Annotated in this window: 17 protein-coding genes; 13 read left to right on the top strand and 4 right to left on the bottom strand. The window is 70.4% G+C overall.

Translation table 11 applies throughout. The features are described 5' to 3' along the window. Positions 1 to 55: 55 nt before the first annotated feature. The 8 genes from JGS39_RS18855 to JGS39_RS18820 all read left to right on the top strand — a co-directional run bounded on the left by JGS39_RS18855 (position 56) and on the right by JGS39_RS18820 (position 7,071). Positions 56 to 973 carry a LysR family transcriptional regulator gene (locus tag JGS39_RS18855; RefSeq protein ID WP_219570335.1) on the top strand — a complete coding sequence of 306 codons (918 nt, stop codon included), beginning with the start codon at positions 56 to 58 and terminating at the stop codon, positions 971 to 973. Between the two features lie 137 nt (positions 974 to 1,110). Next, on the top strand, positions 1,111 to 2,031 hold the full coding sequence (locus JGS39_RS18850; RefSeq protein ID WP_219570334.1) for a VOC family protein: 921 nt from the start codon (positions 1,111 to 1,113) through the stop codon (positions 2,029 to 2,031). Positions 2,032 to 2,071: 40 nt separating this feature from the next. Next, a complete protein-coding gene (locus tag JGS39_RS18845; protein WP_219570333.1) occupies positions 2,072 to 3,520 on the top strand; it encodes an NAD-dependent succinate-semialdehyde dehydrogenase in 1,449 nt (482 codons plus the stop codon). Between the two features lie 5 nt (positions 3,521 to 3,525). Then, positions 3,526 to 4,350, top strand: a complete 825-nt coding sequence (locus JGS39_RS18840; RefSeq protein WP_219570332.1) for a fumarylacetoacetate hydrolase family protein — start codon at positions 3,526 to 3,528, stop codon at positions 4,348 to 4,350. Beyond that, the gene (locus JGS39_RS18835; RefSeq protein WP_219570331.1) at positions 4,347 to 4,718 is read left to right on the top strand and encodes a VOC family protein; all 372 of its coding nucleotides are present in this window, start codon (positions 4,347 to 4,349) and stop codon (positions 4,716 to 4,718) included. Before JGS39_RS18840 ends, JGS39_RS18835 begins: the two co-directional genes overlap by 4 nt. A 24-nt stretch (positions 4,719 to 4,742) precedes the next feature. Continuing rightward, positions 4,743 to 5,528: an alpha/beta fold hydrolase gene (locus tag JGS39_RS18830; protein WP_219570330.1), complete on the top strand. Its 786-nt coding sequence runs from the start codon at positions 4,743 to 4,745 to the stop codon at positions 5,526 to 5,528. 19 nt (positions 5,529 to 5,547) lie between these two features. After that, complete coding sequence (locus JGS39_RS18825; RefSeq protein WP_219570329.1) at positions 5,548 to 6,015, top strand: GlcG/HbpS family heme-binding protein; 468 nt, start codon at positions 5,548 to 5,550, stop codon at positions 6,013 to 6,015. 3 nt (positions 6,016 to 6,018) lie between these two features. After that, on the top strand, positions 6,019 to 7,071 hold the full coding sequence (locus tag JGS39_RS18820; protein WP_219570328.1) for a uroporphyrinogen decarboxylase/cobalamine-independent methonine synthase family protein: 1,053 nt from the start codon (positions 6,019 to 6,021) through the stop codon (positions 7,069 to 7,071). Positions 7,072 to 7,132: 61 nt separating this feature from the next. On the opposite strand, the gene JGS39_RS18815 is transcribed toward JGS39_RS18820, so the two are convergent. After that, positions 7,133 to 7,420, bottom strand: a complete 288-nt coding sequence (locus tag JGS39_RS18815; protein ID WP_219570327.1) for a putative quinol monooxygenase — start codon at positions 7,418 to 7,420, stop codon at positions 7,133 to 7,135. A gap of 219 nt (positions 7,421 to 7,639) precedes the next feature. Between JGS39_RS18815 and JGS39_RS18810 the strand changes: the two genes are divergently transcribed. The 5 genes from JGS39_RS18810 to JGS39_RS18790 all read left to right on the top strand — a co-directional run bounded on the left by JGS39_RS18810 (position 7,640) and on the right by JGS39_RS18790 (position 14,148). Then, the gene (locus tag JGS39_RS18810) at positions 7,640 to 9,091 is read left to right on the top strand and encodes an aldehyde dehydrogenase family protein (RefSeq protein ID WP_219570326.1); all 1,452 of its coding nucleotides are present in this window, start codon (positions 7,640 to 7,642) and stop codon (positions 9,089 to 9,091) included. A gap of 43 nt (positions 9,092 to 9,134) precedes the next feature. After that, positions 9,135 to 10,346, top strand: a complete 1,212-nt coding sequence (gene lhgD, locus JGS39_RS18805) for an L-2-hydroxyglutarate dehydrogenase (RefSeq protein WP_219570325.1) — start codon at positions 9,135 to 9,137, stop codon at positions 10,344 to 10,346. A gap of 129 nt (positions 10,347 to 10,475) precedes the next feature. Continuing rightward, a complete protein-coding gene (locus tag JGS39_RS18800; protein WP_219570324.1) occupies positions 10,476 to 11,336 on the top strand; it encodes an amidohydrolase family protein in 861 nt (286 codons plus the stop codon). Between the two features lie 12 nt (positions 11,337 to 11,348). Further along, on the top strand, positions 11,349 to 13,058 hold the full coding sequence (locus tag JGS39_RS18795) for a thiamine pyrophosphate-dependent enzyme (RefSeq protein ID WP_219570323.1): 1,710 nt from the start codon (positions 11,349 to 11,351) through the stop codon (positions 13,056 to 13,058). Positions 13,059 to 13,077: 19 nt separating this feature from the next. After that, complete coding sequence (locus tag JGS39_RS18790) at positions 13,078 to 14,148, top strand: Ldh family oxidoreductase (RefSeq protein ID WP_219570322.1); 1,071 nt, start codon at positions 13,078 to 13,080, stop codon at positions 14,146 to 14,148. Positions 14,149 to 14,268: 120 nt separating this feature from the next. On the opposite strand, the gene JGS39_RS18785 is transcribed toward JGS39_RS18790, so the two are convergent. The 3 genes from JGS39_RS18785 to JGS39_RS18775 all read right to left on the bottom strand — a co-directional run. Then, positions 14,269 to 16,389, bottom strand: coding sequence for a glycoside hydrolase family 6 protein (locus JGS39_RS18785; protein ID WP_219570321.1), 2,121 nt, complete (start codon positions 16,387 to 16,389; stop codon positions 14,269 to 14,271). Positions 16,390 to 16,594: 205 nt separating this feature from the next. Further along, positions 16,595 to 18,073 carry a cellulose binding domain-containing protein gene (locus tag JGS39_RS41920; RefSeq protein ID WP_443742897.1) on the bottom strand — a complete coding sequence of 493 codons (1,479 nt, stop codon included), beginning with the start codon at positions 18,071 to 18,073 and terminating at the stop codon, positions 16,595 to 16,597. Positions 18,074 to 18,135: 62 nt separating this feature from the next. After that, positions 18,136 to 20,834 (bottom strand): glycoside hydrolase family 48 protein (locus tag JGS39_RS18775; protein WP_219570320.1); only part of this gene is annotated, 2,699 nt, incomplete at its 5' end.

Raw genomic sequence — 20,834 nt, 5'->3', positions numbered from 1 at the left:
ATCCTCCGGACGACCGGCCCCGGGTCCACCCGCCCCGGGGCCGTCCGGAGGATCCATGGACCGCCTGCTCGTCATGCACAGCTTCGTCACCGTCGCCCAGACGGGCAGCTTCAACGGAGCCGCCAAGAAACTGGGCTCGTCGGGCTCACTGGTGTCACGGCACGTGGCCGAACTGGAACGACAGGTAGGCGTACGCCTCGTCCATCGCACCGCGCGCTCGGTGAGCCTGACCGAGCAGGGGCAGAGATACGCGGATTTCTGCATACGCATTCTCGGGGAGATAGAGACCGAGGACGCGTCCATAGCCCACCTTCACGACCGCCCCGAAGGGGCGCTGAGTATCAGCTGCCCGAAATGGATAGGCAGCCTCGATCTGGGTGACGCCATTGCCGCATTCTCTGCGGCACATCCGAAGATCCAGGTGCGCTTCGAACTCGGTGGAATGTCCGACCGGACCTACGACTTCCTGGAGGGCGGCTTCGATGTCGCGTTCCACACCCGGGATCTGCGCGACTCCGGCGTACGCCTCAAGAAGATCGCATCCCTGCCCTTCATGCTGTGCGCCGCCCCTTCGTACCTGAAGCGCCACGGGACGCTGGCCGAGCCCAACGGCGTCGCCTCCCACGACTGCCTCGTACACGTCAACGACCCGGTCTGGCGCATCGGCCACGGACACGCCTCCACGCTGCACAAGATCCGCAACGTCGCGTTCTCGTCCAACTCCTACATCGCGCTGCAGAAAGCCGCCGTCCACGGCCGCGGCATCGGGCTGCTGCCCCAGCGGTCGGCCTACGACGACCTGCTGTCCGGGGCGCTGGAGATCCTCCTTCCCGAACGAGGCGTCCCCGACCGCCCGCTCTTCGCCATCTACGGACCCGGCCCGTCCACGCCCCGAAAAGTCGGAGTCTTCCTCGAATTCCTTACCGAATGGTTTTCCAAGAATCCCATTCCGCGCATTCCTGAAAACATGTGAGCACCAGGCCGCATGGCGTGCAATCAAGGATTGCAGAGCCTGCACGGCAGGACCGTTGAGGCATGCGCCCGGCAAATCTAGGATCGCCGGGAACGGGTATCGGTCCGCATGCACGCATCATCCGAAGTGAGGAATCCATGGGGATCCAGCGAATCGAATCCGTCACCTACAGTGTCGAGGTACTCGAGGAGTCTGTGCGGTTCTTCGAAGACTTCGGGCTCTTCCTGGTGGAACGGACCGACGAGCACGCGGTGTTCGAGACCCTCGCCGGCCAGACCGTCCACCTGGACACCTGCGCCGGACCGCTGCTCCCGCCCCCGGTCGAGGACGGCCCCACCCTCCGCGAGGTCGTGTGGGGCGTCGACACCGCCGAGGAGCTGGAGCGGATCGCGGACGCGGTGCGCGCGGACCGCCCCGTACACAGCACCCCCGACGGGATCCACCGCACCGTCGACATGTCCGGTTTCGGGGTGGGCCTCACTCTTGCCAGGCCCAGGCCCCTGCCGGACGGTTCCCGGGCCGCCAACGTCTCCGGTGACATCACCCGCTGGAACGCCCCGCTGGAGACGGTCGGACAGGTCCGGCCGCTGCGGATGTGCCACGTCGCCCTCAACATCGCCAAGGAGGGCCGGGAGCAGGCCGTCGCCTTCTACACCGGCCTCCTCGGCTTCCGGCCGACGGATGTCGTCGAGCCCATGGGCGTGTTCATGCAGGCGCCCGGCGACGACGACCAGCACACCTTCCTGCTGTGCCACCGCCCCGACCGGGCGGGCGTCAACCACGTCGCGTACGAGGTACCCGGATTCGACGACGTGGTCGAAGGCGGCAATCACATGATCGAGCGCGGCTGGCGCGAGGCCCGGAAGCTGGGCCGGCACACCATCGGCTCCAACGTCTTCCGGTTCCTGCACGCCCCGTGCGGAGGCCGCGTGGAGTACGCCTGCGACATGGACCGGGTCGACGACACCTTCGAGACCCGTGTCCACGCGACCGCGCCGCCGCACACCATCTGGTCGCTGCGCTCCAACCGGGACGACCGGCACACCCCGGCCTCCTGAACCGACACTTCCCCCCCGTTTTCCCGAGAGGCACCCACCCATGACCACCGAGCACGCTTACCCGCCCGTCCGCATGTTCATCGCGGGCGAGTGGTGCGAGGGCAGCACCGGACGGACCTTCCCCGTCGTCAACCCCGCGACCGAGCAGGTGATCGGCGAGGTTCCCCTGGCCGCACCCGCCGACCTGGACCGCGCCGCCGAGGCCGCCGACGACGGCTTCGAGATCTGGCGCAACACCCCGATCGCCCGCCGCACCGCGATCCTGCACGCCGCCGCCGGCCTGGCCACGGAACGCGCCGGGACCATCGGCCGCATCATGACCGTGGAACAGGGCAAACCGCTCGCCGAAGCCGCCGGTGAGGTATGCAGGGTCGCCGACTCACTGCGCTGGCACGCCGACGACGCCCGCCGCGCCTACGGTCGCATCATCCCTGCCGCCCCCGGCACCGTCCTCACGGTGCGGCGCGAGCCGATCGGCCCTGTCGCCGCCTTCGTGCCGTGGAACTTCCCCGCGGGCTCTCCGATGCGGAAGATCTCCGCCGCCCTCGCCGCGGGATGCTCGATCGTCATCAAGGCGTCGGAGGAAACCCCGGGGACGGCCTGCGCGCTGGTGCGCTGCTTCGAGGACGCCGGTGTCCCGGCAGGAGCCCTCAACCTCGTCTTCGGCGAGCCGGCGGAGGTCTCCGCGCGGCTCATCGCCCACCCGGTCATCCGGCTGGTCGCCTTCACCGGCTCGGTACCCGTCGGCAAGCTGCTCGCCGCCGACGCCGGTGCACGGATGAAGCCCTCGCTGATGGAACTCGGCGGGCACGCCCCGGTCATCGTCTGCGCCGACGCCGATCCGGCCGTCGCGGCCCGCCGCGCAGCCGGCGCGAAATTCGCCAACGCCGGGCAGGTGTGTACGTCGCCGAGCCGGTTCCTGGTCCACGAGAGCCTCGTCGAGGAGTTCACCGCGGCGTTCGTGAAGGCCGCCGAGGGCGTGCGGGTCGGTGACGGGCTCGACACGGCGACCACCATGGGGCCGCTCGCCAACGGACGCCGGCTGGCGGCGATGGAACGTCTCACCGCCGACGCCGTGACCCGCGGCGCGACCGTCGCCCTCGGCGGCGAGCGCGTCGAGGGACCGGGCTACTTCTACCCGCCCACCGTCCTGACCGACGTCCCCGCCGACGCACTCGTGATGACCGAGGAGCCGTTCGGCCCGATCGCCCCCATCGTCTCCTTCACCGAACTGGACGAGGCCCTGGCACAGGCCAACTCCCTTCCGTACGGACTCGCCGCCTACGGATTCACCGAGTCCGCGGCCACCGCCGAACGCCTGGCGGGCGGACTCCAGGCGGGCATCGTGTCGGTCAACCACTGCGGTGGCTCCGTCCACGAAGCCCCTTCCGGCGGAATGAAGGACAGCGGCTACGGGCGCGAGGGCGGCCCGGAGGGACTGGACGGCTACCTCGTCACCAAGCGGGTCTCCCACCTGCTCGCCGGCTGAACACCATGAGATACACACGTGTCGCGGCCGGCGGGATGGCGGTGTGGGGCCGCGTCCACGACGAACACGTCGAGCTGCTGTCCGAGTCACCGCTGGCCGGGCGGCCCACCGTCATCGGCACCGTGGCAACGGCCGACGCCGTGTGGCTGCCGCCCGTGGTCCCGCCCGTCTTCTACGCCGTCGGGCTGAACTACACCCGCCACATCGAGCACGCCCGCGCGCTGGGCAACACCGCCGCGGTCATGCCCGAGCGGCCGGAGATCGGATACCGGGCCAACAACGCGCTGACCGGCCACCTCTCGCCCATCGTGAAGCCGCGGGAGGTGACCGGCAGATTCGAGGCCGAACCCGAACTCGTCGCCGTGATAGGCCGCACCCTGCGTCACGCCACGCACGAGGAGGCCAGGGACGCCGTCTTCGGCTGGACGATCGGCAACGACGTCAGCGCCCGCACCTGGCAGCACGAGGACCGCACCTTCTGGCGCAGCAAGAACGCCGACTCCTTCAAACCGATGGGGCCGTGGATCGAGACGGACGTGGACGCACTCGCCCAGACAACGACCCTGCGGGTCGACGGCCGGGTGCGGGCCTCCTTCCCGACAGGCGGCATGGTGTTCGACCCGTACGACTACATCGTCGAGATGACCCGCTACCTCACCCTGCAGCCCGGCGACGTCCTGTGGATGGGCGCCGAGTCCACCTGCGGACTGGAACCGGGCAACACGGTCGAGGTCGAGATCAGCGGCATCGGCGTCCTGGCCAACCCCGTTCACGAGGAGGCGGCACCCCCGGTCCGCCACGCGCAGCCACCGAAAGGAAACGAGCCATGAGCAGGGAACCCCGCTACATCCACCACGTCAACTTCCCCACCACCGACCCCGACCGGACCGCGGAGTGGTACGCCAAGGTCTTCGGGATGAAGCGGATCATGCCCAAGTCCAACACCCGCGTGGTCCTCATGACCCGGGGCAACTTCGACCTGCACTTCACCCCGGTCGAGGAGATGGAGCGGATGGCGCCGTACCACTTCGCCGTCGAGGTCGACGACTGGGACGACTTCATGGCGCACCTGAAGGAACTGGGCATCCGGCACACCCGCCCGATCGAACGCCCGGAGAACCAGTCCAAGTTCTGCTACATCCACGACCCCGACCACACCATGATCGAGCTGGTCTTCCACGGCAAGCGCCCCAACTGACCGGTCCTTGCGAGGAGATGTCCCATGCCCCACGCCGATTCCGACGGCACCTCCATCTACTACGAACGCCACGGCAGCGGCCCCGCGATCCTCTTCGTGCACGGATCGGGCGGCCATCACGCCGCCTGGTGGCAGCAAGTGGCCGCACTCCGTGACGAGTTCACGGTCGTCACCGTCGACCTGCGCGGTTTCGGCAAATCCGACTCGTCCATGCCCGAGTTCGACGGGCAGGACTTCCCCGGCGACGTCGTCGCCGTCCTGGAGGCCGAGCAGCTGACCGACGTCATGGTCGTCGGCCAGTCCATCGGCTCCGTCGCCGCCCTGCGCGGCGCCCTCCAGCGCCCCGACCGGGTGTCCGCCGCCGTGCTCGGCCACTCCCTGGGCGGCATCAGCCACCCGGAACTCACCGAGCTGGCCGCCGCCGACCGCGCCGAGGCCGTCAAACTGCCCGTCATCGACCGGCTGCTCACGAAGAGGTTCCAGCAGGAACGGGCCGATCTCACCTTCCTGTTCCAGCAGATGGGCACCTTCAACGTCGCGAAGATGGCGGACCTGCGCAACCTCGACACCGACGGACCGAGCCTGGACGACATCCGGGACTCCGGCGTGAAGGTGGCCTTCCTGGCCGGCGAGAAGGACGCGGTCCTCAGCGTGAAGACCGTCACCCGCGCCCACGAACTGCTCCCCGGCTCCCACCTGGAGATCGTCCCCGGCGCCCCGCACTCCATGTACTGGGAGACGCCCGCGCAGTACAACGCGGCCGTCGCCCATCTGCGCCGCACCCTCACCGCACCGAAGGAATCAGCATGACCAGCCCGAAGGAAGCAGCATGAGCAGCCTCAGCCTCGACGCCGCCGATGCGATCGCCGACGCCGTCATCGAGCGCGCCCGGGCGCTCGGGAAGGCCGTGAGCGTCGCCGTCGTGGACGCCGGCGGGTTCCCGGTCACCATCCGCCGCTCGGACGGCGCCAGGCCGCTCACTCCTGACATCGCCCGGGCCAAGGCGTACACCGCGGCCGTGATGCAGCGGCCGGGAAAGATGCTGAAGAAGTGGCAGGAGAGCCAGCCGGTCTTCTTCTCCCAGCTCTCCCAGCTGCCCGGCGCGGCCATGCCGATCATGGCCGCCGACGGCAGCGTCACCGTCAAGAAGGACGGTGTGATCATCGGCGGCCTCGGCATCGCCGGCGGCACCGCCGACGAGGACCAGCAGATCGCCGACGAGATCCTCGAAACCCTCGGCTACGAACTGGAGTTCCCCGCCTGGGGCGTCCCCGGCAAGCCCACCGGTAAGGAGTGAGTCATGGCGGACACGTTCAACTACCGCATCGACCACCACGGCAGCCTGGTCCGCCCCGCGGCCCTGCTGACCGCCCGCGAACAGTACGCACGGGGTGAGACCGGGGCCGACGCACTCCAGGAGGCCGAGCGAGCGGCGGTCGAGGAAGCGGTGACGTTCCAGCGCAGGCTGCGCACCACCGTGGTCACCGACGGCGACTTCCCGCGCGAGGACTTCCGCAGCGTCGTGCTCGACCGCGTCTCCGGATTCCGGCGCACCGGCGAGGAGACCGACGGCCTGGCCCGCTGGGTGGCGGAGGCCCCTCCGAAGGCAGACGGTCCGCCGATGGCCGACGGCGCGGCGCGGTTCGCCGAGCTGACGGTGATCGCGCCCAAGGTGTCGCTGCCCTCACCGGCCTATCTCGCCGCCACGTGCTTCGACCCGGGCCTCGCCGGCGCCGGCGGCCCCGCCTCGGCCCGGGAGCTCGGTGAGGCGCTGGCCGAGATCATCCACCGCGAGATCGCTCTGCTGGTCGCCCGCGGGGTGAAGCTCATCCAGCTCAACAACCCGCTGCTGCTTGCCCACACCTCGACCGGGGCCGCCGCACCCACCGCGCTCTCCTTCGAGGACGCACTGGCCGTGGAGGCCCTGGCGGTAGCGCCAGGTGAGCGTCCCGAAGGCGTACGGGTGGGCATCTGCCCGGGCTGGACCGCCCCCGAACAGGTGGACCGGGCCGGGGCCGCGCGCCTCTACACGGCTGTGCCGGCGGACCGCTGGGTGCTGCCGTTCGACCGGGGCACGGCGGGCGAACTCGACCTCCTGGCCGCACTGCCCGAGGACCGGGACGCCTGTCTGGGCGTCGTCGACCCCCGGGTCGCCGCGATCGAGGAACTGGACACGGTGCTGACGCGCATCGACGCGGCCGCCGAGGTCAAGGACCTGGAGGACATGGCCCTTTCGCCCTCCCGCGGCTTCGCCGACACCGCCGGCAGCCCCCTGCTGACCATGGAGGAGCAGCGCCGCAAGCTGGTCCTGGTCGAGACGCTGGCCCGCTACTGCTGGGGCAACGAGTTCTGACCGTACGCCGTGAGGGCCGGGAAGCACCGCAGCGCTTCCCGGCCCTCACGGCACCGCTCGCTCAGAGACGCTCGGCGAACGTCACCGTCCGGTCCGTCAGCAGCGGACGCACCGTCTCGACGATGAGCTCCGCGAAATGGTCCGTGGCGGCGTGCGCGTCGAAACCCGCCCGGTCCGCGTACACCTCGTACAGCACGAAGCCGCCCGGCACGTCCTCCTGCGCGTGCACCTCGTACTCCCGGTTCGCGGGCTCGTCGCGGGTGTGCTCGCGCATCTTCAGCAGCGCGTCCCGCACCGTCGCCTCGTCGGCGGGCTCGCAGCGGTAGTGGGCGAAGACGGCGTACGCCATGGGTGTCTCTCCTCGGGTCCTGCGGGGTGCGCGACTGCGCTCCGGCCAGCCGATTCCAGCACGGATCACGCAGGCCGCGGCCCTCACGGCGCGCAACCAATGACTGCCGCCCCGGCTCTGTCCGTGCCGCCCTCCGATGGTGTGTCGTACATCCGGTTCCCCGAAACCGGATCCGCGACCGCGACGACCGCATCGCGGCGAACGAGAGAAGTGATTGTGATGCGAACCGTGGAAACCCTCCTGGGCGGTCAGTGGGAGGCCTCCGGCGAGTGGATCGACGTGCACGACCCCGCCGACCTGCGCGCCCCCGCGTTCCGCGTCCCCGCGCTGCGTCCCGAGGACGTCACCCGCGCCTACGACGCCGCGGAGGCGGGCGCCGTCCTGTGGCGGCGCACCAGCCCCCTGGAGCGGAGCACGGTGCTGGGCCGCGCGGCCGGGCTGCTGCGGGAGCGCGTCGAGGAGATCGCCGCCGACATCACCACCGAGAACGGCAAGACCCGCGCCGAAGCGCGCGGCGAGGCACTCAAGGCCGCCGACTTCCTGGAGTACTACGGACTGCTCGTGGGCCGCGGCGGCTACGGCACGCTCCTCCACGACGTCCGGCCGGACACCCGCACCAGCGCCCACCAGGAGCCGCTCGGGGTCGTCCTGGCCATCACCCCGTGGAACGACCCGCTGATCACCCCGGCCCGCAAGCTGGCGCCCGCACTGGCCGCCGGCAACGCGGCCGTCCTCAAGCCCGCGACCGAGACCCCCGTCTCCGGACTCCACCTGGCCCGCGCCCTGCACGACGCGGGGCTGCCCGCGGGCGTACTGAACGTCATCACCGGCCGTACCGCCGAGATCAGCGAGGCGCTCCTGGGCGACCCGCGCATCGCCGCGGTCACCTTCACCGGCGGCAACGCGGTCGGCGACCGGCTGCGTGAGCGGTTCGCCGTCCGCAACATCCGCTTCCAGGGCGAACTGGGCGGCAAGAACGCCTCGGTCGTCCTCTCCGACGCCGACCTGCCCAAGGCCGCGAGGACCGTCGCCGCGGCCTCCTTCGGCCAGGCCGGCCAGCGGTGCACCGCCACCAGCCGTGTGATCGTGCAGCGGGAGGTGTACCTGGAGTTCACGAAGCTGCTTCTCGACGAGGTCGCCGCCCTGCGCACCGGCCCCGGCCTCGACGACGGGACGACGATGGCTCCGCTGTCCGGTGCCCGTCAGCGCGACGCCGTGCTCGCGGCAGTCGCGGGAGCGGTCGAGCAGGGCGCGACCGTGATCGCCGGAGCGAAGGGCGCGGGGGAGGAACTGCCCGAACACGGCTGCTTCGTGCGCCCCACGGTCCTCGCGGACGTCACGCCCGCCATGGACATCTGGCGCGACGAGGTGTTCGGCCCGGTTCTCGCGCTGCGCGCCGTCGACTCGTTCGACGAGGCCGTCGACGCGGTGAACGACTCCGCGTTCGGGCTCGCCGCCGCCCTCTTCACCCGGGACCTGGGCGCCGCGCATCGCTTCGCGGACCGGGCCGAGTGCGGGCAGATCGCCGTCAACCTCACGACTCCGGGCTGGGACGTCCACCACCCCTTCGGTGGGTTCCGGGACTCCGGCTCGCCCTTCAAGGAGCAGGGAGCCGAAGCCCTGCGCTTCTACACCCGCGTCAAGACCGTCGCGATCCACTTCGGCGCATGACGTCCGAACCGCCCGCACGTCCGAACAGAATGAGGAGGGGCCGATGGCTGACGAGACGATCGGCGTAGTAGGCGCAGGCATCGTGGGCCTTGCCACCGCCCGGGAGATCGCCCTGCGCCGCCCCGGCACCCGCGTCGTGGTCCTGGAGAAGGAAGCCGGCGTAGCCGCCCACCAGACCGGCCACAACTCCGGGGTCGTCCACGCCGGGATCTACTACACGCCGGGCAGCCTCAAGGCCCGGCTCTGCACTCGCGGTGCCACGCTGCTGCGCGAGTACTGCCAGGACAGATCGCTGCCCTACGAGGAGTCCGGCAAGCTCGTCGTCGCCGTCGGTGACGACGAACTGACCCGCCTGGACGACCTCTACGCCAACGCCCGGGCGAACGACGTGCCCGGCGTGCGCAAGGTGACGGCCGGCGAGATCCGCGACATCGAACCGCACGCGGTGGGCAGGGCCGCGATCCACTCCCCGCGCACCGCGGTCACCGACTACGTCGCCATCGCCCGCGCCTTCGCCGACGACATCGTCGCGGCCGGCGGCGAGGTACGTCTCGGCTTCCCCGTCACCCGCGTCACCCGCCTCGACCGCGGCGGCCTGGAAGTGGCGTCCGGCGACGACATCGTCACCGTGGACCGCCTGGTGCTCTGCGCCGGACTGCACAGCGACACCGTCGCCGAACTCGCCGACGACGGGGCCGAACCCCGGATCATCCCGTTCCGCGGCGAGTACATGACGGTGAGCCCCGGCAAGGCACACATGGTGCGCGGGCTGATCTATCCCGTACCCGATCCGCGCTACCCGTTCCTCGGTGTCCACTTCACCCGGCGGGTCACCGGCGAGGTGGAGGTCGGCCCCAACGCAGTCCTCGCCCTCGCCCGCGAGGGATACCGCCGCACCCAGGTAGACGTCCGCGAACTCCTGCGCATCGCCGCCTTCCCCGGCACCTGGCACCTGGCCCGGCAGCACTGGCGCACCGGCATCAAGGAGATGCGCGGCTCGCTGTCGTCCCGCGCCTACATGACGGCGGCGAAGCGGTACGTACCGGGCATCGGCGCCGGGGACGTCCGGCGCGGCGGCGCCGGAGTGCGGGCCCAGGCGCTGGGCCGCGACGGGTCGCTCGTCGACGACTTCCGCATCCACCGGGTCGGCGCGGTGACCGTCGTGCGCAACGCGCCGTCGCCCGCGGCGACGTCCTCGATGGCGATCGCCGAACACATCACGGACCACGTTCTCGGTGCCGGTTCCGCAGCCTGAACTCGCGTCTGTACTGCGGCTATTCATGCAACAACAGCTTGCGCGCGTGGATATCGGCAGAGCCGCTCCGGCCGCCTAACGTCTCATCCGTAGCACCCCACCACCCCTCGGAACGAAAGAGGCAACGCCATGTTCGTCGTCGACACCCAGATCCACATCTGGAAGGAAGAGACCCCGGACCGCCCCTGGGTCCCAGGAGCCCGCGAGCGTATCCGCCTCAACGGCCACCGTGAGGAGGCCTTCAGCTATGAGGAGGCCCTCGAGCTGATGGACGAGGCCGGCGTCAACCGGGCACTGATCCTCCCACCGTCCTGGGAGGGCGACCGGATCGACTACGCCCTGGAGGCGTGCGAGGCCCACCCGGACCGCTTCGGGATCATGGCCCGCATCCCGCAGAACAAGCCCGAAGAGGGCACGGCCATGCTGAAGGACTTCGCCCAGAACCCGCACATCAAGGGAACGCGGCTCACCTTCCACCGGCCGCAGGACCGCAACTGGATGATCGACGGCACCAACGACTGGTACTGGCCGGTCGCCGAAGAGCTGAAGACCCCCACGATGGTGCATGCTCCGATCTGGAAGAAGGAGCTCGGCGAGATCGCCGGCCGGCACCCCGACCTGAAGATCATCATCGACCACATGGGCATCATGGCCCGCTGCGTCGACGACGCCATCGGGTACTGGGTCCAGGAGACCGCAGACCTGCACCAGCACCCGAACATCTACGTCAAGCTCTCCGCGCTGCCGGGCTACTCGACGCAGCCCTTCCCGAACGGCAACATCGAGCAGTACGTGCGCGCGATGGTCGACCGGATGGGACCGCAGCGCTGCTTCTACGGCACGGACATCACCCGCCTCCTCGGCCACGGCATCAGCTACACCGACACGATCGAGCAGTTCACCAAGCACTGGGACTTCACGCCCGAGGAGCTTGAATGGATGATGGGCCGCGGCATCGCCGAGGTCCTCGACTGGCCGATCGAGGGCTGAGGACACACCGAGATGACGGACACCATGAACACGCCAGGCGCCGACGGCGGGGATGCCTTCGTCTCGGCCTGTACCGCCGTCGGCGCCGACTACATCTTCTGCTCATCGGGGTCCGAATGGGCCCCGGTGTGGGAGTCCCTGGCCCGCCGCCACCGCGACGGAATCGCCTGCCCCCACTACCTCGACCTCACCCACGAGACCGTGGCGGTCGGCATGGCCACCGGATACGGCCTCGTCAAGCGGCGGCCGCAGGCCGTGCTGCTGCACGCGGCCCCCGGCCTCCTCCAGGGATCGATGGCCGTCCACGGGGCACTGCTCGCCGGGGTCCCGATGGTGGTCAGCTCCTCGGAGTCGACCACGTACGGGGACGGGGCGGGCCAGGACCCCGGTGGCCAGTGGTACCGCAATCTGTCGATCGTGGGCGGACCGCACACCGTGGCCCAGCCGTTCACCAAGTGGTCCAACGAGGCCGCCAGCGTGCACACCCTGCCCACGATGATCACCCGGGCCGCCGAGCTCGCCCGGCGGACCCCCGCCGGCCCCGCCTACCTCAACATCCCGCTGGAAGTGCTGCTGGAGGAGTGGGACGGGCGCGAGGCCAAGCCAGTCGTCCCGCCGGGCTCGACGCACAGCTCGCCGGAAGAGATCGATCCGGTCGCGCAGATGATCCGCGAGGCGGTCAGCCCCGTGATCGTCACCGAGACCGCGGGACGCGAGGAGGGCGGATTCGAGGCGCTCCTGTCCTTCGCCGAGGCATGGAACATCCCGGTCGTGGAACCCGACTCCGCGGTCTGCGCCAACTTCCCCCGCACCCATCCGCTGCACGCCGGCAGTGACATCGGGCCGTGGATGGACGAGGCCGACCTCATCCTGCTGGTCAACTGCCGGGTCCCGTTCTACCCGCCGAGCCGCCGCCCGTCGAAGGCGGAGATCGTCGTGATCGACGAGGTGCCGCAGCGCCCGCACGTCGTCTATCAGGTGCTCTTCGCCGACCGCTACCTGGAAGGCAACGTGACGAACACGTTGCGCCAGCTCACCAGGAGGGCGAAGGACCTCGACGAGCCGGCCGTCGCGGCGCGACGCGCGGCCCAGGACGAGCGCCACGCCGCCGAGCGGACTGCGGTGGCCCTCGCCGAGAGCAGGGCGAAGGACGCCGAAGGGATCGATCCGGTGCTGGTGGCGGCGACCCTGCGCACCCTGCTCGACGGCCGCGACGCGGTCGTCGTCGACGAGACCATCACCCACAGCCGCACCGTCAGGCGCCATCTGCTCACCGACGCCCCCGACTCGTACTTCTATGTGCAGGGCGGGCTCGGCCAGGGCATGGCGGTCGCGCTGGGCGTCAAACTCGCCGCCCCCGACCGGCCCGTCGTCCTCACCATCGGCGACGGCGCCTTCACCTACAACCCGGTCATCCCGTCGTACGACGCCTCGAAGGCATACGACGTGCCCGTGCTGATCGTGGTGTTCAACAACCGTGTCTACAAGTCGATGAACCTCAACCACCGCCGGTTCTACCCCGAGGGCGCCGCCGCGGAGACCGGCGAGTGGCTGGGCACCGATCTGCACCGGCTGCCCCGGCTCGCCGCCTTCGCCGAACCGTTCGGCATGCACACCGAGACCGTCGACACACCCGACGCACTCGGCCCCGCCCTCGAACGGGCCCTCAAGGCCGTGGCCGACGGCACCACCGCCGTCGTCGACGTCCTCGTCACCCGCTGACTCCCCAGGAGAACCACCCATGACCGAAACAGCGACCACCGGGACGGGGAAGCCCCTGGTTCCCGCCGAGGACCTGCGCACCTTCTGTGCCGCTCTCCTGGAGACCGGCGGCCTCGGCCCCGAGCACGCCCGTACCACCGCTGACGTGTTCGTCTGGGCCGCGCAGCGCGGCGTCGACTCCCACGGCATCGCCCGCGTCCCCGCCTACCTGGAGCTCCTGGCCAAGGGCGTCGCCAACGCCCGGCCCGAGCCGAGCGTCGAGTCCACCACACCGGGCGCCGCCGTCCTGGACGCGGACCGTGCCCCCGGACCGGTCGCCCTCACCGCCGCGGCCGAGGAAGCCGTGAACCGGGCCCGGACCACCGGCATCGCCTCCGTCGGCGTGCGCAACACCGTGCACACCGGAGCCATCGGCTACTACGTGTCCAAGATCGCCGAACAGGGCCTGGTCGGAATCGGCTTCGTCTCCGGGATGCCCAACATGGGCTACACCGGGGTCAAGGGCGCAGCCGTGGCCACCAGCCCCCTCGCCATCGCCGTACCCGCGGCCGACCGCGCCCCGCTGCTCCTCGACATGGCCACTGCCACCATCGCGCTGGGCAAGATCCGCCAGGCGAAGGCGAGCGGCACGCCCCTGCCCGAAGGAGCGGCGGCCACCGCCGACGGCACGCCCACCACCGACCCGGCCGAGGCCGTCATGCCGCTGCCGCTCGGCGGTGCCAAGGGCTCCGGCATGTCCCTCGCGTTCGAGCTGATCACCAGCGTGCTCGTCGGCGCGCCGATCTTCTCGGCCTTCCACTCGGACGACCCCCAGGGCCGCAAGCACCGGCAGAACGCGCTCCTGGTGGCGATCGACCCGGCGGCCTTCGGTGACCCGGAGGCCTTCCTCGCCTCGGTGGACACCACCCTGGGCACCCTCAAGGAACTGCCGCCGGCGGACGGAGCGGACGGGGTCTTCTACCCCGGCGAACGCAGCGCCGCCACGGCCGCCCTGCGCGGTGAGCACGGAATCGCGGTCGCTCCCAAGGTCTGGCAGCAGCTGTCCGCGGCCGCCGACGCGGCCGGCATCACGGTGCCCGCCGTGCTCTGAACGCCCCGCCCGCACGACACCGCCCCCTGCCGGTTCTCCGGCAGGGGGCGGGTCCGTTGGGATTCCCGGGTCCTGGCCCCGTCACCGCGTCAGGACGGCGGCGGGGCCAGGACGGCGGGGTCAGGGCGCGGTGCCCCAGGCGAGCGCGCCGGTGATGTACAGGCCGACCTTCGACGCGTCGGCGTAGCTCGTCACGGTCGAACGGCTGTAGTCGTCCGCCTCGTTGAAGTTGGACCAGTCGCTCTTGTTCAGCCGCAGCTGCATCTCGCCCGTGGACGCGCCCGCCGCCAGGGTGCCGCTGCCGAAGCCGACCTCCAGGTAGTGGCTGGCGCCGGCCGCCGAACCGGCGGTCTTCACGCTGTGCGTCAGGGTGCCGCAGCCGATGACCGCCCAGTCGCACGAGGTACCGAAGGTGGAGGCCCCGGCCTCGGGAGTGAACCAGTAGCGCAGCTTCACCGTGGACAGGTCCACCGCGGTGCTGCCGGTGTTGACCAGCTGCAGACCCATCCGGATCTGGTTGTCGGTCGCGGAGGAGTCGGTGTTCTTGTACTGGACCTTGAGCGTGCCGGTTCCGGTGCCGCCGCCCGCGGACGTGGTGGCGGACAGTGCGGAGGAGGCCGCCGAGACGTTACCGGCCGCGTCCTTTGCCTTGACCGTGTAGGTGTACGCGGTCGACGCCGACAGACCCGAGTCCGTGTACGAGGTCGTGGTGGTCGAGCCCACCTTCACACCGTTGCGGAACACGTCGTAGCCGGTCACTCCGGTGTTGTCGGTGGACGCCGTCCAGGACAGCGAGACGCTGCCACTGGTCTTCGCCGTCGCGGTCACACCGGTCGGCGCGGTCGGCGCCTGGGTGTCGCCGCCGCCGCCCGGGTTGCCACTGCCGTCGATCGGCGGGTAGGCGTTCTTCACGAGCTCCTGGAACTGCGCGGAGAACCAGTGACCCGCGAGCGGGGAGTTCGCCAGGGCGCCGGTCATGCTGTTGCCGTTGCGGCCGTTACCTTCGTACGTGGGGTCGCACATCCGGTCGAAGCCCTTGCCCTCATCGTTCTCGACGGGGGCGCTGTTGCCGTCCGACTCGCCCGGGGGCTTGGCCCACACGTACGCGTCGATCCCGGCCTCGGGGGCCGCGGTGGGACGCTCGCCGATTCCGGCGCCGGACTGGTTGCACCAGTTTCCGGCGTGGATCCGACGGTCGACCCGGCCGCCGTTCACGTAGGCGTCCACGCTGGTCAGCGGGCCTGCGGAGGTGGGTCGTGCGGAGCCGCCCCAGCCGTTGCGGGCGGTGTCGATCAGCATGCCGATGTTGGAGTTGAAGCCCTGGCTCACCAGCAGGGTGCGCAGCGCCTGGGCGAACGTCAGCTCATCGGTGTAATAGTTCCAGTCGACCCACTTCGACTGGCGCACGGTGGTGCCGTTCACCGAATCGGTGATCTTGAAGTTCGGCTCCTTGAGAGCCGAGTAGTTGGCCGTGTTCACGATGAAGCCGGCCACGTCGTTGACCGTGGCGCCTTCGGAAGTGGCGGCCTTCTTGAACTCCGTGGCGGCGGGACCCATGTTGCTGTCCCAGCCGAGCCAGCCGTGGTGGGCGGCGTCGATGTAGTTGTAGACGTTGGGAATGGCGCCGAGGGTGTGCAGGGCGTAGCCGACACCCTTCTCGTAGTTCCCGTTCGCCTTCATCGTCGCGCAGGCATCCGTGGAACCGGCGGTGCCGCCCGCGTTGGTGACGATGTTGGGCAGCGAGTCCGGCTCGATGATGGTGACGATGCGCAGGCTCGCGTACGCCGGGTCGGCGAGGATCTCGGAAATCGGGTCGATGTACTCGTTCTTGTAGCGGTCGAGCTCGGTGGGACCGAGCTCACCGTTGGACGCCAGCGCGGCGCAGTCGCGGCCCGGCAGGTCGTAGATGACGACCTGGAACAGGTCCGCGCCCTGGTCCAGCGCGGTGTCCAGGTGCTCGCGCAGGCTCATCGCGGAGGCCGAACCCTCGATGGCCGCGATGCGGTCCATCCAGACGAAGGCCGGCGTGTCTGCGATGGCGGCGCCACCCGGTTCGGCGTTCGCCTTGGCGGACCAGTCCGGGTTCACGTATGCCGTGGCGCCCACATAGGGGTTGTCGACCCGCGCGGCTGCGGAGGCGGGGGTGGGTATCGCCACCATCAGTGCTGCGCCCATGGCCAGGGCGGAGGTTGCGGCAAGCCTCCGGCGTAGCCCGTGCATGATCGTGCCTCTGGTACTCATTGCGGCTCCGTATTCCTCTCGTACGTCTGCGGAAACTCCCGCAGACGGCTTGTGGGGGTGTCGCTCCGGGACGCCGTCTGCGGAGACGGTGAGCCGGGTGGAGCGTCGGTGAGGACGCTGGTGGTTCCCCGATGGCGGGCACAGCGGGGTGAATGGATAGCCCGCCATCGGGAGTTCGTCGGGTGGCCGGCCGTTCAACGGCCGGTCACGGGGCAGTGCCCGCGGTCAGGGCGCCGTTGAGGTACACCCCGACCTTCGAGGCGTCGGCGAAGGCCGTGTTGGCGGCCCTGCTGTAGTCGTCGGTCTCGTCGAAGGAGGACCAGTCGGCCTTGTTGAACCGGAGCTGCATCTCCCCGGTGGAGGCTCCGGGGGCCAGGCTGCCGCCGGTGAAACCGACCTCCAGGTAGTGGTCCGCGCCGGTTGCCGCCGCACCGGACTGTGCCACGCGGTGAGTGACCGCGCCGCAGCCGATGACCGCGTAGTCGCACGAGGTGCCGTACGAGGCGGAGCCGGACTCACCGCTGAACCAGTAGCGCAGGGAGACCTTGCTCAGGTCCACCGCCGTGGTGCCGGTGTTGACCAGCCGGAGGCCGGGCCTGATCTGGTTGTCGCCGGGCGACGCGTCGTTGTTCTTGTACTGCACCTTGAGCGCACCGGTGCTCCCGCCGCCCCCTGCCGCGGTGGTGGCGCCGACCGCGGCCGAGGCCGCGGAGACGTTCCCGGCCGCGTCCCTGGCCCGCACGGTGTAGCTGTGCGAGGACGAGGGGGTGAGACCGCTGTCGCTGAACGAGGTGGACGCGGTGGAGCCCGCCTTCACCCCGTCGCGGTAGACGTCGTACCCGCTGACGCCGGTGTTGTCCGTCGCCGGAGTCCAGGACAGCGAGACCGAACTGGCGGTCGTACCGGTCACGGTCACCCCGGCCGGCACCGTCGGCGCCTGGGTGTCGCCCCCGCCGCCACCGGGCTCCGTGCTCGCCTCGAAGGAGAACCCGTTCATTCCGAGGCCCTGTCCGCCCTGCCAGATCTCGAACCCGGCCTCGGCGTCGATGAGATAGTGCGCCGGGTTGATCGACCCGCGGCCCACGCCGTCGTCGATCAGGCCCTTCACATCGAAGTCGGCGAGCTCGGTGGCGCCGCCCTGAAGGACGTACGAGATCACCTTCCAGCCCGAGGCGCCGGGGCCGGTCCACACGTCCCAGTTCCGGCCGTCGAGCTGGACCGTCGCGGTGCGTGACCCGATCGGCTGGACGCCCCCGCGGTGGTTCATCCAGATCATCACCTCGGTGCCGTCCGGCTGGTCGTCGGTGACCGGCGCCGAGTTGAACCAGATGTCCATCGAGACGTTGTACGCGCCGGAGTCGACCTGGGTGGTCGACCAGTCGGTCGTCACGCTGCCCAGCTCGTCGACGCGCAGCGGAAGCCCGCTGTCCGTCGTGCACGCCCCCCAGTGGCAGCCCTTGTAACTGGAGGGGTACGTGGCCGGGGCGCCGTTCGTCGGGAGGGAGAACGAGGACTTGGTGACGCTCCAGGCGCCCGTGTCCGGGTCGACGCTGACGCACTGCTCGGCCTCGGAGTTCCACTCGTTCTGCTGGTAGAGGTACTCCCCGCCCCGCAGTTCGGTGGTGCCCCACTGGGTGCAGTCGGTCACCGGCGCCGCCGATGCGACGGGAGCTCCGGTGAGCATCGAAGCGGCGGCGAGTACGAGGGCCGCGGCCGCCCCCGCCAGCGCCGGCAGTCTCGGGCCGGTCACGGCTCCACGCCCCAGGCGAGGGTGCCGGCGACGTAGGCCCCGACCTTGGAGGAGTCGGCGTACGCGGTGTTGGTGGCCCGGCTGTAGTCGTTGGCCTCGTTGAAGTTGGACCAGTCGCTCTTGTTGAGCCGCAGCTGGAGCTCGCCCGTCGACGCACCCGCGGCCAGTGTGCCGGCACCGCCGGTGAAGCCGACCTCCAGATAGCGGTCGGCACCCGTCTTCGGGCTGGAGACGGCGACCACCGAGTGCGTGATGTTGGACGAGCCGAGTGCGGCGTAGTCGCAGTACGTGCCGAAGGTGCTCGGCCCGCCGTCGGAGGTGAACCAGTAGCGCACCTTCACCGTCGACAGGTCGATCGGGGCGCTGCCCGTGTTCAGTACCTGTAGCCCCAGCCGGATCTGGTTGTCGGTCGTGGACGAGTCGGCGTTCTTGTACTGGATCTTCACCGCGCCGGTGCCGGTCGAGCCGCCCGACTTCGTGGTGGCGGTGACCGCGGCCGACAGCGTCGAGGTGTTGCCGCCGGCGTCCCGTGCCGCGACCGCGTAGCTGTACCCGGTCGCGGCGGCGAGGCCCGTGTCGGTGAACGTCCGGGTGGTGGCGTTGCCTGCCAGGACCCCGTTGCGGTAGACGTCGTAGCCGGTCACGGCGACGTTGTCGGTGGAGGCGGACCAGGAGAGCGACACGCTGTTGCTCGTCGTCGCCGTCACGGCCAGCCCGGCCGGAGCCGTCGGCGGCTCGGTGTCGCCGCCCGGCTCGCCGCCGCCCTCCACCAGCAGCTCCGCGTAGATCGCGAAGGCCAGCGCGAGCGCCGCCTGCGCCCAGAACCGGTGGTACGTGAAGGTGGGGGCCGCGCCGCCGTCCAGGTAGGCCTGCACCTTCGGCCAGTCCGGGTCGTCCCTGTACCAGCTGCGGATGTCGATGAAGGTCGAACCCGGCTCGATGGTGTCGCCGTTCGGCATCGTGCCCGACCAGCCGGCCGGGATGTACACCTCGTCGTTGAAGCGGTTGTAGTCCTTCCTGGTCTCCGGCACCGAGATGCCCTTGTCCGTGGCGTTCAGCGCCATCGCGTCCAGCAGCGCCTTGGCCAGCGCCCCGGCGTCCTCGTCGCCCGACTTGGCGGCGTAGTACGTGAGCGTCTTGACGTACGCGGCGCCCACACCGACGTCGTTGGCGTAGTCCACGACCGAGACGTGCAGACCCGCGTTGTCCCCGGGCGAGGCCGGGTCCCAGGTGTCGGGCTGACCCGTCCACTTGAGCGTGGACGGGAAGCGGAAGCTGCCGTCGGCGCCCACCGTCGTCTCGGACGAGGCCCACGCCACCCACTTGGACAGCACTGCCTCGGCGGACGCGTTGCCCGTCTCGTGGTAGTACGCGGCGAGGCGCTCCATGCCCCAGGCCTGGAAGCCGAACCAGTTGTTGCTCGGCGGGTCGTGGTAGACGGGCTGCCAGTCGTACGCCATACCGTAGAAGGTGGGCGTGCCGGCCGGCGGCTTGCTGTAGCTGCCCTCCCAGCTGTTGGTGCAGCCGCCCGCGAACGCGCCCTCGCTCGACTGCAGCCAGGTCAGGAACTCCAGCTGCCGGGTCAGGCTCTTGGACCAGTCGGACCTGGCCGTCGCGGACTTGGGGGTCAGCGACGGTACGTTGGACAGGGCCCAGGCCGCGAGCGGGTTCTGGTAGCCCTGGTGGGAGGCGCCGTCACCGATGCGCCAGGCCCAGCCGCCGCCGCTGCCGCCCGCCGCACCGCCCCAGGCGTAGTACCAGGACAGCAGGTAGTGCTGGGAGTCCCGGCCCGTGGCGGCGGGGCAGGAGGTGGGGTCGGTGCAGTCGCCGACCCGCTTGAAGTACTTGTCGAACATGGCGTAGCGGAGGTAGTCGCCCATCTTGGCGGCCTTCGCGACCGAGGCCGAGACCTGGCTCGCCTTGCCCTGGGCCGAGGCCCATTGGAACGCCCAGTAGGCGGCCTGCACCGCGCGGGCGTCGGCGTCCGGCGCGTTGGTGTACTTCCACTGCTTGGCGTAGCTGGCGTCACCGACGAAGAGGTCGAGGTACCCGTTGGGGCCGCCGTAGTTGAAGAGGTCGGTGGTGGGCTGCGGGACGGTCTCCCACACCGACTCCTGCGCGCCGCGCTGGTAGGTGTTGATGTAGGAGGCCCCGGCGCCCGGCCCGGACTCCCCGCCGGTGCCCGGCTTGTTGCCGTAGCCGTACACGTTGTCCAGGTCCATCAGCCAGTGCATGCCGTAGACGTCCATCGTCCCGTAGGACGAGGCGAGTTCGGTGGCGAGCGGGTCCGTGCCGACCTTGACCGCGGGGTCCAGCGCGGAGGGGTAGCCGCTGGGCAGCGGGTGCTCCGGGGCGTAGGTCGCGGGGGCCGACGGGTTGTAGGCGTCGGCGGTGGACTGGTCGGCGTGCTGGGGGATGATGGTCTTCTCGGCCACCGCCCAGGCCGCGTTGAAGGGCGCCCAGTCACCGGTCACCCGTCCGTACGCGGCCTCCAGCCACATCCAGAAGCTGACGGCCTCCGACGTGGTCTGGTGACCGTGGTCGGGCGCCTCGACCATCAGGGTCTCGACCGAGTGGTACGGCAGGCCGTCCGGGCTGAAGTAGCCGTTGGCGGACGCCTTGATCTTGCCGTACTGGGTGAGGAAGGCCTGGGTGTACGGGTCGTCGGCCGCGGCCGACGACCCGTACACCCAGG

Source organism: Streptomyces poriferorum, assembly GCF_019399235.1.
GTDB classification, from domain to species: Bacteria; Actinomycetota; Actinomycetes; order Streptomycetales; family Streptomycetaceae; genus Streptomyces; species Streptomyces poriferorum.
This window is presented reverse-complemented; position numbering and strand designations above follow the sequence as displayed.